This window comes from Mesorhizobium sp., from assembly GCF_017306585.1.
Taxonomy (GTDB): domain Bacteria; phylum Pseudomonadota; class Alphaproteobacteria; order Rhizobiales; family Rhizobiaceae; genus Mesorhizobium.
Map to the genome: position 1 here is coordinate 1 of NZ_JAFKIC010000173.1, position 12,192 is coordinate 12,192.

Consider the following 12,192-nt stretch of genomic DNA (forward strand, 5'->3'; position numbering starts at 1 on the left):
TCGTCGTGGTCGGGTGCCTCGTTCGGCCACCAAGTGCCGCCGATGACGATGCCTTCCGACACCAGCCGCTGGTCGGCGATGAGCGAGGCGCCGACGGCGTCGACGAAAGTGAAGCGGCCCTGGCGCTGCCGCAGCACGGCGACGTCGCCGACCGTGCCGACCGCCAGCGTGCCGAGATCGGGCCGCGCGACGGCGCGGGCCGGCGCCTGCGTGGCGGCGCGCAGCACCTCCACCAAAGGCATGCCCAGCGCCATCAGCTTGGACATGCACACCAGTATGTCGAAAGCCGGGCCGTCGACGCAGTAGAGGTGCACGTCGCTCGAAATCACGTCTGGCGCCAGCCCTTCCGCCAGCATGGCGCGGGCGACCTCGAAATCGAACGAGCCCATGCCATGGCCGATGTCGAAGATCACGCCGCGCTCCCGCGCCAGCCGCATATCGGGCCGCACCGCGCCGGAAGCGAAGACCGGTGCGTTGGGAAACGGCCGGAAGCAATGGGTGAGGATATCGCCCCGGCGCAGGCGCGGCAGCACTTCCGAACGCCCGGGCGGCGGCTCGTCTATATGGGCCATCAGCGGCAGGCCGGCTTTGTCGGCCGCTTCCAGCGCCAGATCGACTGGCGCGATGCCGCTGGTGCCGCCCGCATGCTTGCCGGAGCGGACTTTCACGCCGACGACGACATCGGCGTGCTCGCGTGCCGCCGCCACCACCTCGCGCGGCTCGCACAGCCTGAGATCGCCGCACTCGCCGACCGACACGGTCTGCGAGAAGCCGAAAATGCCGGCGAAGGAAATGTTGACATAGGCCAGGATGCGCGCCCTCGACCGCTCCATGACATGGCGTCGGAAGCCGAGGAAATTGCCGGCACCGGCACTGCCGGCGTCGATGAAGGTGGTGGTGCCGCTCTTGGCCGCCAGCCGGTCGGCATCGACGCCGAGCGAGGTGCCGCCCCAATAGACGTGGCTGTGCAGGTCGACCAGCCCAGGCGCCACGATGCAGCCTGCCGCATCGACCAGCTGGGCGGCGCGGTCCGCCGGAATGTCGGCGTCGACGGCGGCGACACGACCGTTGGCGATGGCGACATCGCGTGGCGCATCGATGCCGACGGCCGGATCGATCAGCCGGCCGCCCTTGACGAGGAGGTCGAATTGCATGGGAGGAGCCTCGCTTTGTGACCCGGCTGTCAGACCGGCCGGTACGCCACGGCCTCGACTTCGATCTTGATGTCGATCATCAGCCGCGATTCTACGGTTGTGCGGGCAGGCGGGTTCTTGGGGAAATGCGTGCCATAGACCGCGTTGAAGGCGCCGAAGTCCCGCGCGTCCTCCAGCCAGACGGTGGTCTTGACCACGTCGTCCAGCGTGCAGCCGGCGAGCGCCAGCGCTGCCTTCACATTGGCGAGCACCTGTTCGGTCTGCTCCGTAATGCCACCCTTGACCACGATGCCGTCGGCGCCGACCGGAACCTGGCCAGAGATATAGACGAAATCGCCGGCCCGCACGGCGGGCGATAGCGGCACATGGGATGTTCCAAAAGTCTGCTTGGGCAAGGGACGGCCTCCTCCGGTGACACGATCGGACGCCAGGGCGGCGGCCGTTTCGGACGAGATTTACCGCGATCGCGGCTGTCCCGATAGAGGGCCTTGTTGGAAAGCAACATTCTTTGAAATCCGTGTTGCTTTATTACAGAAGCGCTTGCATCGTGCGCGCTTGCCGACCGGCCGAAAGGCTGCCACGAAGATGCCTTGCGAGAGCGGAGAGACCGACAATGACCTTTGACAAGAACCCGTTCCCCACAGGTGACGCCGACCGCCATGCGCTGTGGGAGATGCTGGTGCGGCGCGACATCGACGCCTTCATCGGCCAGGACTGGGCCATGGTCGAGAACGATTTCATCGCCGAGAGCTTCTTCGGCATGCACGCGCATTTCCTGGCCAATGCCGACGCCTGGCGGCTGCAATTCCCCAGGCTTGAAATCTATCGCGACGAATGGCTGCGCCAGGCCAAGGAAACGGCGGCGACCAAATTCGCCGAACCGCTGCGCGAGGCGCTGTTTCGCGTCACCAATCTGCGCGACATCGACGTCGATGGCGACCGCGCGGTGCTGCACAAGAAGTTCGATGGTTCGGTCGCCAAGGCGGATGGCAGTGTCGACCGGCTGAAATGGCAGACGCTTTATTTCTGCCGCAAGGTCGGCGAGAGCTGGAAGATCGCGGGCTTCGTCGGCTACATGCCTTACCCGCTGGGCGCCTGACGCGCGCGGCTGGTGCGCAAGACAGGCACGGCGACATGGTGCCGGGCCTGTTCGAGCCAGGACACCGCGACGTCGACGCCGTAAAGGGCGCCAAGGGCCTCAGCCGTAAGCACTGTTTCGGGTGCGCCGGTCGCCACGATGGCGCCGTTCTTCATCAGCGCCACCTTGTCGGCGCAAGCGAAGGCATGGCCGGGATCATGCGTCGACAGCACGATCGTCAGCCCGGATGCGGCCAGCGCGCCGATGCGTTCGAGCACACGCGCCTGGTTGCCGAAGTCGAGGCTCGCCGTCGGCTCGTCCATGACCAGCATGGAAGGTTCCTGCGCCAGCGCCCGCGCGACCAGCGCCAGCTGGCGTTCGCCGCCACTGATCGCTGAAAAGCTGCGCGCGGCCAGATGCGCGATGCCGAGCGTGTCGAGCATGCCCATCGCTATGGCATGATCGGCCCGGGATGGCGCGGCAAAGGTTCCGATCCGGCTCGCACGGCCCATCAGCACCACGTCGAGCACCTCGAACGGGAAATAGCCGGCGCTGGCCTGCGGGACGTAGCCGACACGCCGGGCGAACTCCACCCGCGAGAATGAGGCCACCGGTCGCCCGTCGAGTTCGAGCCGGCCGCCAAGGCTCGGGATCAGGCCAAGCAGCGTCTTGAACAGCGTGGTCTTGCCGCAGCCATTGGGCCCCAGCAGGCACAGCACCTCGCCTTGTTCGATGCTCAGCGTCAGGCCGCTCCCGAGCGGGGTCGAGCCGTAGCCGAAGGACAGGTCGACCGCCGACAGCGTCATTGCCAACCCTGCCTTGCCGTGACCAGCAGCCAGATGAAGAACGGCGCGCCGATCGCGGCCGTCAGGATGCCGAGCGGCACTTCCACCTGCGCGATACCGCGCGCCAGCGTGTCGACGCCGACGAGGTAACCGGCGCCGAGCAGCAGCGTCACCGGCAGCAGGCGCGAGAAATTCGGACCCGCGAAGGCGCGCGCCACATGCGGCACCAGAAGGCCGATCCAGCCGATGATGCCCGAAATCGAGACGGCGGCGGCCGTCATCAGCGTCGCCGACGCGATGAGCACGAGCCGCATGCGTGTGGTCTCGATGCCGAGCGCGCGCGCTTCCTGGTCATCGAGGGTCATCAGGTTGAGGCGCCAGCGCAACAGCACGATCGGGATCAGGCCGACGATCATCGCCGGCAATACCGAAAGGAAGTCGCCCTGCGTGACGCTGGCCAGGCTGCCGAGCAGCCAGAAGGTGATAGCCGGCAGCTGGTTGTAGGGATCGGCCAGCACCTTGACCAGCGAGATGCAGGCGCCGAGCAGGGCGCCGATGGCAATGCCCGCCAGCGCGAGCACAAGCACCGGATCGTGCCTGCGCACCGCAGCGCCAATGGTGTAGACCAGCGCTACCGAGGCCAGGCCGCCGACGAAGGCCAGGCCCTGGATGGCCAGCACCGGCAGCGACAGGAAGATGCCGAGCACCGCGCCGAGGCTGGACCCCGCCGAGACGCCCAATATGTCAGGCGACACCAGCGGGTTGCGAAACAGGCCCTGATAGACCGCGCCGGCCGCTGCCAGTGAGGCCCCGACGAACAGCCCGCAGGCGACGCGCGGCAGGCGCACGTTCCAGACCACCGTCTCGACATTCTGGGGCAGGCCGCTGGCCGAGCCGGTCAGCTTGGCGGCGATGACAAGCGCGATGTCGTGGAGCGAAACGCTATATTTGCCGCTAGCGAGCGCGACGAGGGTAACCGCTGCCAGCAAGGCCCAGGGAATGGCGGCCCGAAGCAGGCCGGCGGCGGGACTTGCAGGGGGCTCCCGCCGAAGCCCTCCGCCGCTCATGGTTTGGCGGGGCCGAGCAGCTCGTCGAGCTGCGCGTCGCTGACCTCGACATGGTAGAAGAGCTTGTAGAAGTCGCGTGCTTCCGAGCGCAGGTCGACCTTGCTTTGCGGATAGAGCACGCTCTCCAGCCAGGAGACGCCGATCAGGCGATTGACGCCCGGCGGGGAATCGAACCAGCCGAAGGGCAGGGTCGGCGCGCGATAGACGCGACCCTGCTTGACCGCCTCGATGCCCGCCCATTGCGGATCATGCAAGACGGAGGCCTGGAAGTTCGGATCGAGCGTCAGGATGACGTCCGGGTTCCACGACAACACCTGTTCGACCGACACATTGGCCAGTCCTCCCTTGCCCGCGGCCTCGGCGACATTGGTCGCCCCCACCGCGCCGAGCACTTCCATGTTGATCGATCCGGCGAGCCCGGTCTCCAGCCCCTTGGGACCGCGTCCGTAATAGACGCGCGGGCGCTTGTCGGGCGCGATGCCTGCGGCCAGCGCCTCGACCCGCTTGAGCGAGGTTTCGGCATAGCGCGCCAGCTCCTCGCCGCGCGCCTTCACACCGAGCAATTCACCGAGCTGGCGCAGCGAGTCCGGCGTCCTGGCGAACGATCCGTCGATCAGTACATAGGGGATCCCGGTCTGCTGCTGCACGCGGTCGGCCAGCGAGGCATAGGTGGGATCCACCGTGCCGACGTCTATGATGAGATCGGGCTTCATCTTGAGCACCATCTCGAGATTGGCGGTGTTACCCTTGCCGGTCAGGCGGCCATGCGCCGGCAGGTCGCGATAGGCCGGGGCGATGAAGGCCTTTTCCTCGGCGCTCGGCTCACGCACCCAGCCCACCATCTTGTCGGGCGAAAGCGTGTAGATGAGCACGGAAGCCGGCGGCCCGGCCGCCAGGACGCGATGGACGCCGTCGGGTATCTCGACCTTGCGGCCGGCCGCGTCGACGAACACCCCGGCTTGGGCGCCCGCCATGCCCGGCAACCAGAACAGCATCTGCAGCAGCAGCGAAAGGCCGATCAGAAACACGCGCCTGTTCATCATCGTCTCCATATTGCAGCGCCGGAAGGGGGTCATTGTTATGGTCGATCGGATAGATCGGTCAAGCGATAGGCAAGCAGACTTGTCGACCTGTCCCGCCTGTCACAGTCATCAGCGGCATCTTGTACCAGTGCAATCGGCTAACGGCTCTTGATCGCCCTGCGATCCTCTGTATTCATGCAGATATAACGACGACCAGCAGGGCTGTGGGAAGCCCTGCGGCTGGAAGACAATTCCGGCGGTCGGCATCGAGTTTGAAATAAGATCGGGGGGTCGATCCATGCGACGCATATTGTCTGGAATTTCGTTTGTTCTGTTGTCGGGCACCGTGATGCTCGGGAGCGCCGCGGCGCAGGAAAAACCTGACATCAAAAAGAAGAAAGCCGACGAACAGCACGCTCCCGCGCAGGAGCGGTTCGGCGCGGGGTCGCAGGCCTTCGAGCTCGGCCAGATCGTCGTTTATGGCGACGCCGACAAGCAGTCCGAGATCGGCGGCCAGTCCATCTCGCAGAGCGTCGTCACCGCCGACGAGGTCCACAAGAGCAACCGCAACACGCTGGACGAGGCCTTGACGACCACGCCCGGCGTCGAGGTGGCCAACACCGGCGGCAGCCGCAACGAGCGGCTGATCTTCGTGCGCGGCTTCGACCGTTTCCAGGTGCCGCTCTATGTCGACGGTGTCCGCATCTACCTGCCCGCCGACAATCGCATCGACTACGGCCGCTTCCTGACGCCCGATCTGGCCGAAATCCAGATTCAGAAGGGCTATGTCTCGGTTCTCAGCGGCCCGGGCGGCATGGGCGGCGCCATCAATCTGGTGACCAGGAAGCCGACGCGCGCGTTCGAGGGCGAACTCCGCACCGGCGTCGATTTCGGCAACACCGGCGAGGTGGCCGCCTTCACAACCTCGGGCTCCGTGGGCACGAAGCAGGAGAATTTCTACCTGCAAGCAAGCGGCTCGTTCCGCAACAGCGACGGCTGGTTCCTGTCGCGCCATTACGATCCGGTCACCATCGGCGGCGGCGTGGTCGAGGACGGCGGCCGGCGCGACTTCTCGAACGTCAGGGACTGGCGCGCCAATGTGAAGGCCGGCTTCACCCCGAACGCGACCGACGAATACGCCATCAGCTACACCCATCAGGAGGGTGAGAAGGGTGCGCCCTTCAGCGTGCAGGAGCCGGTTCGCGGCATCACCACGCAGCCACCCGGCACGACCTACCAGCGCAACTGGAACTGGCCTTACTGGAACATCGGCAGCCTGGCCTTCAACTCCAACACGGCAATCGGCGACGAGTCCCATGTGAAGACCAAGGTCTACTACAACACCTTCGACAATCTGTTGTCGGCCTATGACGACGCCAAGTTCGACAAGCGTGTCACCACGCGCTCCTTCGACAGCTACTACAAGGATCACGCCGCCGGCTTCAGCGTCGAGGGTGGCACCGAACTGATCCCGATGAACACGCTGAAGACCGCGTTGCATTACCGCCGCGACGTCCACAATGAGCAGCAGCTGTCGGCGCCGGGCCTTTCGGCCTCGGTCATGGAGCCTTGGCAGCAGACGATCCAGGACACCTGGTCGATCGCCGCCGAGGATACCTTCCATGCCACCGACAAGCTCGATTTCGTCGGCGGCATCAGTTACGACCGCATGAACATACTGAAGGCCGAGGAATACAGCACCAGCCACACGCCGAAACTGTACGACAATCCGCTGAGCAGGGGCGACGCCTTCAACTGGCAGATGGCCGCGATCTATCGCCAGAGCGACGCGTCGGAATTTCACGCCAGCATTTCCTCGCGCACCCGCTTCCCAACGCTGTTCGAGCTTTACAGCACCCGCTTCGGCGACGCTGTCGCCAATCCCGATCTGAAAGCCGAGAAGGCCACCAATTACGAAGTGGGCTGGGCCGGCCGGCCCGCCGACACGCTCAAGCTTGGCGGCTCGCTGTTCTACAGCGACCTGAAGGACGTCATTCAGGGGGTCGAGATTCCCCTGCCGAGCAATCCGGCCACGACCACGCATCAGAACCAGAATGTCGGCGACGGCCGCTACTACGGCGTCGAACTCTATGGTGAGTGGGAAGCGCTCGCCAACCTGACGCTGGGCGCCCGCTACACCTATCTGCACCGGGAGCTGATCGATCCGATCCGGCCGAAACTGCGGCCGGTCGGCACGCCGGACCACAGCGTCTACCTCTATGCCGAATGGCTACCCTGGGAGGATTTCACCGTTTCGCCGAGCGTCGAGTTCTACAGCTCGCGCTGGTCGACCGACAGGCTCGAGAACAACTTCTTCCAGACCAAGGGCTTTGCCCTGGTCAACCTCACGGCGAACTACAGGCTGAACGACCACACCAGCTTCGACTTCGGCGTCCGCAACATACTGGATGAGGATTATCAACTGGCGGACGGCTTCCCCGAGCCGGGGCGCACGTTCTTCCTGAGCAGCGCCATAACGTTCTAAGCGCCCAGGGGGGCGACACCGCTTCGGCATTGCCCTTGTCAGGTCAAGTCCTGCCGGGTCCGACCAGCACGGCGGCCCGGTAGGCCGGGTTGCCGTACCAGGCCATCCGGTCGAGCTCATCAACCATTACCGGAAGATCGAAGACATCCATCGGCAGTTCCTGCCGGTCGGGCTCGACCCAGGGGTCGTTGATGAAATAGATGCCGCCGCCATGGCCATGGGCCAGCACCCAGTGCGGGCAGGTGTAGCCCATCATCGGCGCCTGATCGATCAGCAGAAGTGCTAGCAGGCCCCGATCGAGCGCCTGGCCGATCTCCTCGATGGCGAAGGCGCGGGGCTCGACGGGAATGCCCGATGCGATGGCTTCGCGCTTGAAGCCGGTCTGCACGAACTCCATAAGGCCGCGCCTTTCCACGGAGCTGGCGCGGTCGAGGAAGATGGGCTCGGGACTGCTCATGAACACATGCGCCCGCAGCCCGCGCCGGTGCGCCGCCAGCGCAAGGCCATAGGGGTCGCAGCCGCCGGGGCCGCTCGGACCGATGATGGTGGTGGCCTCGCGCCACAGCTCGACCTCCAGCGCCCGGTCCGGCAGCAGCGCCGGGTCGAGGCCGGCCATGGCCATGGCAAGCGCCGACGGCCCGCAGGTGAAACCCGCCGTCTGTGGCCACGATGGCGCTATCCGCTCCTGAAGGCGGGGCGGCTCGACACCGATCCAGCGTTGCAGGAATCCATCCCGGCGCTCCCACTGGCCGCCAAGGTGCGCCACCGCGTCGTCATCGGCGCGCAGGCACAGCACGTCCTGCCCGAACGCCTCCTTCTCCAGCGCCTCCAGCAGGCGCGGTGCATCCGAGGCCATGAAACTGGGCGCGGTCCAGGCCAGGGCGATGCGCATCATCGCCGCCGCCGGCCGCCGCTGACCGGACAGAATGGCCAGCGGGCGGCCCTCGGCGCTGTATTGCACCACGACCGTGACGCCGGCGATCTTCTGGAGCTCGGCCAGCCGCTCGGCGATCGCGGCCGGCACCGCTGCCGCCAGACCAGCCCAGACAGCTATGTCTTCCGGCGTGAACGCCGCAATGCTGGGCCGGCCGCTTTGCCATGCATTCGCCATCGATCACCTCCCGCCTGGATGGATGCAGGCTGGCATCATCTGTGCGGACACCGGCAACGCCATCACGCCGCCAGCAAGCCTTCGCGCCGCAACTGCTCCGTCACCACATCAGTCGCCTCACGCAGGATGCCGACCATTTCGTCGATCTCGGCCCTGGTGATGATCAGCGGCGGCGACATGATGACCATCGAACCCATCGGCCGCACAATCAGCCCGCGCGGCATGGTCTCGCCGATGATGCGCTGGGCGATCCCCCAGGCCTGCGGCGGCACGGTCTTCGCCTGCTTGTCGCTCACATATTCCACGCAGGCCATCAGATGGCTGCCCCGCACGTCGCCGACGATCGGCGAGGCGGTCAGCGATTGCAGCGCCTGCTGGAAATAGGGGCCGACCTCCCGCACATGGGCGCAGATTTCCTCGCGCTCCATGATCTCCAGGTTCTTCAGCGCCGCGGCACAGGCCACCGGATGCGAGGAATAGGTGAAACCGTTGGCGAAGATTCTTCCTTCCGTGGTGTCGGCGATCTCCCGGTAGATGCGGTCGGAGACCATCACCGCGCCCAGCGGCACATAGCCCGACGTCAGCCCTTTCGCGCAGGTGATCATGTCGGGCACGATGCCATAAACCGGCTCGGAGGCGAAGATCGCGCCGTTGCGGCCGAAGCCGGTGACGACTTCATCCGAGATGTAGAGCACGTCATGGCGCCGGCAGATTTCGAGCGTGCGATGGTGGTAGCCCTCAGGCGGCACGATGACGCCGCCCGAGGCCAGGATCGGCTCGGCGATGAAGCAGGCGACATTCTCGGGTCCGAGTTCGAGGATCTTGTCCTCCAGCTCGCGCACCTTCTCGTCGAGGAATTCCTGTTCTGACATGCCGTCGGGGCGGCGGTAGGGATTGGGCGCCGGTATATGGTGGATGGTGTCCTCGACAAGGCTGATCAGGCCCCGGTCCGAAGGCTTTCCCGACAGCGAAGCGCTGAGATGCGTCGAGCCGTGATAGGCAAGGTCGCGCGTGATGACATGGCGCTTGTCCGACCGTCCGGTGATGTTGAAGTAGAAGCTCGCCAGCCGCATCGCCGTGTCGACCGCCGTCGAGCCGCCGGTGGTGAAGAATACGCGGTTGAGGTCACCGGGCGCGTAGGCGGCAAGCTTTGCCGCCAGCTCGATCGACGGCGTGTTGGAGAGGAAGCCGAACGGCGAATAGTAGCAGAGCTTCTCGGCCTGGGCGGCGATCGCCTGCGCCATCTCCTTGCGGCCATAGCCGATGTTGACGCACCACATGCCGCCAATGCCGTCGATCATCTCGTGGCCGTTGCTGTCGCGGACATGGACGCCGTTGCCCTCTTCCAGGATCAGCACCGGCTGCTCGCGAAAGTCGGTCCAGGGATGGATCAGGTGGCGCGCGTCGAGCGCGGCGCGCTGGTCGTTGGCGAGGGGCTGGGGTGGCATGGCAGGGCTCCTGTTTTCGGTTGCGGCGGACTGATAATCTCGTAGACTGATTGATCAGTCAATGATGATTGCGTGGAGAGACTGCTCCGTCGCGTTCGTGAAAGGCATCAACTGCCTGTGTTAGCGCCGCCCCTCATTGCCCTGCCGGGCATTTCTCCCCGTATAAGGACGGGGAGAAAGTAGCGGTCGCAACGCCGGCGCTTTTTCTGCGAGGTAGAGAGATTTGCGAAACCGTCGATGACAGCGCTCCTCTCCCCGTCCCTATACGGGTAGAGGATGCCGGCAGGCAGGTGAGGGGCGGCGCCGGCATTCTGTGACCCAGACGCCCCCACTCACCAAACATTGCTTAGCCAGCCCAAAACCGGATACGAAATCGCTCCAGGGGAGAACCGACTCCGTTGAACAAGCCAGACAAGAAGACCCGCGACGCCGAAAAAGTCGCCCGGCGGCGCCAGAGCCTGACCCAGGCCGCGATCACCGTCATCGCCCGCAAGGGCCTGCCCGGCGTTACCCTGGCCGATGTCGCGCGCGAGGCCGGCTGCGGCTACGGCTTGGTCTCGTTCCATTTCCAGACCAAGGACCGGCTGTTGCTCTCCGCGCTCGACGCGCTGGTCGAGGAATACCGGGCGGCCTGGCATGCGCGCAGCGACGCCCACGAGGATGCGGCCGCCAAGCTCGAAGCGTTGATCGACCTGGACCTCGGCTCCGATGTGACCGACGACAGGCACATCGCGGTCTGGACGGCTTTCTGGGCCGAGACCTCGCGCAACGCCGACTACCGGGCCCGCTTCAGCGAACTCAACCGGGCCTATATGGCGCGGCTCGAACCGCTGATATCGGCGCTGGCGGTCACCGAGCCTCCGACCGCCGATGTCAGCCTGATCGCCGGCGGACTGAGCGCCATCTTCGACGGGCTCTGGATCGAGAGCCAGATCGGCGACGGCCGGGGCAAGGCGGACTGGACGCAGGCGCGCCGCATCTGCCGGGCCTATCTCGGCGCCTTTTTCCCGAAAAGTTTCGGTGCCGAAACGGACACCTTGCCATGAGCCTGCGCAAGCTGCTGCCGTCGCCCAACGCGATCTTCATGTTCGAGGCGGCGGCGCGTCATCTCAACTTCACCAGCGCGGCGCGCGAGTTCAACGTCACCCAGTCGGCCATCAGCCGCATGATCGCCCGGCTCGAAAGCCATCTCGAGGTCAAGCTGTTCGTGCGCGCGCCGACCGGCATCGAGCTGACCGACGACGGCCGGCTGCTCTACGGCGCCGTCGGCAGCGGCTTCCAGCAGATCGAGATCGCGCTCGACGACATCAGGGCACGCCAGGGCGAGGCCGGCACGGTGACGCTGTCCTTGTCGTCGGCTTTCGCCATGCACTGGTTCATGCCGCGCTTCGACCGCTTCCAGGCGTCCTTCCCCGGCATCGACCTGCGCTTCCAGCTGGTGCGCGGCGAGCCGACCGGCCCGATCGAGGATGTCGACCTCGCCATCCGCTACAACCAGCCGCCCAGCGCCGAGCAGCAGAGCTGGGCGCTGATGGAGGAGGTCGTGCTGCCGGTGTGCAGCCCCGGCTATCTCGACGAGCACGGCAGCCTCGACGATTGCGGCGACCTCAGCCGGCACACGCTTGCCCATCTCTCCGGCGCCTTGCGCATTCCCTGGCAGCGCTATCTCTCGCAGTTCGACTATCCGCAGCCGACGGGCAGCCGCAGCCTGACCTTCTCCGACTACACGCTGGTCATCCAGGCGGCGATCAAGGGTCGCGGCATGGCGCTCGGCTGGTGGCATGTCGTGGCGCATGAGTTGACCCAGAAGGGCCTGGTCAAGGGCGCCATGCACGAACTGCGCACCGGCGACCACTATTACCTGGTGGCAACGGCCAGGCGCCCCCTGCGCAAGCCGGCGATCCTGGTGCGCGACTGGCTGCTCAACGAAATGGCCGAGCTGAGGCGCGAAACCCTGACCGGTTGAGCCGCCGGCTCAGGCTCATCCTCCTCCAGCCCATGACTACAAGTCATCGCCTCGTGATTATTCGGAGCGTGCGTGA

At 65.8% G+C, this 12,192-nt stretch carries 11 protein-coding genes; 4 read left to right on the forward strand and 7 right to left on the reverse strand.

The features are described from left to right. Together J0I79_RS20490 and J0I79_RS20495 are read right to left on the reverse strand one after the other, a co-directional pair. A partial coding sequence (locus J0I79_RS20490; protein ID WP_292863028.1) for an amidohydrolase/deacetylase family metallohydrolase occupies positions 1-1,154 on the reverse strand: 1,154 nt, incomplete at its 3' end. A 29-nt stretch (positions 1,155-1,183) separates the two neighbouring features. Beyond that, the gene (locus J0I79_RS20495) at positions 1,184-1,549 is read right to left on the reverse strand and encodes a RidA family protein (RefSeq protein WP_292863031.1); all 366 of its coding nucleotides are present in this window, start codon (positions 1,547-1,549) and stop codon (positions 1,184-1,186) included. A gap of 218 nt (positions 1,550-1,767) precedes the next feature. Here J0I79_RS20495 and J0I79_RS20500 point away from each other — a divergent pair, with 218 nt between their 5' ends. Further along, positions 1,768-2,253: a hypothetical protein gene (locus J0I79_RS20500; RefSeq protein WP_292863034.1), complete on the forward strand. Its 486-nt coding sequence runs from the start codon at positions 1,768-1,770 to the stop codon at positions 2,251-2,253. Here the strand turns inward: J0I79_RS20500 and J0I79_RS20505 are convergent. Genes J0I79_RS20505 through J0I79_RS20515 form a run of 3 tightly spaced genes read right to left on the reverse strand, consistent with a single transcriptional unit; the run spans position 2,235 to position 5,079 of the window. Beyond that, complete coding sequence (locus J0I79_RS20505; RefSeq protein ID WP_292863037.1) at positions 2,235-3,038, reverse strand: ABC transporter ATP-binding protein; 804 nt, start codon at positions 3,036-3,038, stop codon at positions 2,235-2,237. The genes J0I79_RS20500 and J0I79_RS20505 overlap by 19 nt on opposite strands. Further along, complete coding sequence (locus J0I79_RS20510) at positions 3,035-4,084, reverse strand: iron ABC transporter permease (protein ID WP_292863040.1); 1,050 nt, start codon at positions 4,082-4,084, stop codon at positions 3,035-3,037. The genes J0I79_RS20505 and J0I79_RS20510 overlap by 4 nt, the downstream gene beginning before the upstream one ends. Further along, the gene (locus tag J0I79_RS20515; RefSeq protein WP_292863115.1) at positions 4,081-5,079 is read right to left on the reverse strand and encodes an iron ABC transporter substrate-binding protein; all 999 of its coding nucleotides are present in this window, start codon (positions 5,077-5,079) and stop codon (positions 4,081-4,083) included. Before J0I79_RS20515 ends, J0I79_RS20510 begins: the two co-directional genes overlap by 4 nt. A 376-nt stretch (positions 5,080-5,455) precedes the next feature. On the opposite strand from J0I79_RS20515, the gene J0I79_RS20520 reads away from it, so the two are divergent. Next, on the forward strand, positions 5,456-7,591 hold the full coding sequence (locus J0I79_RS20520; RefSeq protein ID WP_292863043.1) for a TonB-dependent receptor: 2,136 nt from the start codon (positions 5,456-5,458) through the stop codon (positions 7,589-7,591). 43 nt (positions 7,592-7,634) lie between these two features. On the opposite strand, the gene J0I79_RS20525 is transcribed toward J0I79_RS20520, so the two are convergent. Together J0I79_RS20525 and J0I79_RS20530 are read right to left on the reverse strand one after the other, a co-directional pair. Next, the gene (locus J0I79_RS20525; RefSeq protein ID WP_292863046.1) at positions 7,635-8,702 is read right to left on the reverse strand and encodes a peptidase C39 family protein; all 1,068 of its coding nucleotides are present in this window, start codon (positions 8,700-8,702) and stop codon (positions 7,635-7,637) included. A gap of 62 nt (positions 8,703-8,764) precedes the next feature. Continuing rightward, complete coding sequence (locus J0I79_RS20530; RefSeq protein WP_292863049.1) at positions 8,765-10,150, reverse strand: aminotransferase; 1,386 nt, start codon at positions 10,148-10,150, stop codon at positions 8,765-8,767. A gap of 398 nt (positions 10,151-10,548) precedes the next feature. Between J0I79_RS20530 and J0I79_RS20535 the strand changes: the two genes are divergently transcribed. Further along, complete coding sequence (locus J0I79_RS20535) at positions 10,549-11,196, forward strand: TetR family transcriptional regulator C-terminal domain-containing protein (protein ID WP_292863052.1); 648 nt, start codon at positions 10,549-10,551, stop codon at positions 11,194-11,196. Continuing rightward, entirely contained in the window at positions 11,193-12,116 is a 924-nt protein-coding gene (locus J0I79_RS20540; protein WP_292863055.1) for a LysR substrate-binding domain-containing protein, read from the forward strand. The genes J0I79_RS20535 and J0I79_RS20540 overlap by 4 nt, the downstream gene beginning before the upstream one ends. The last annotated feature ends 76 nt before the right edge of the window (positions 12,117-12,192 follow it).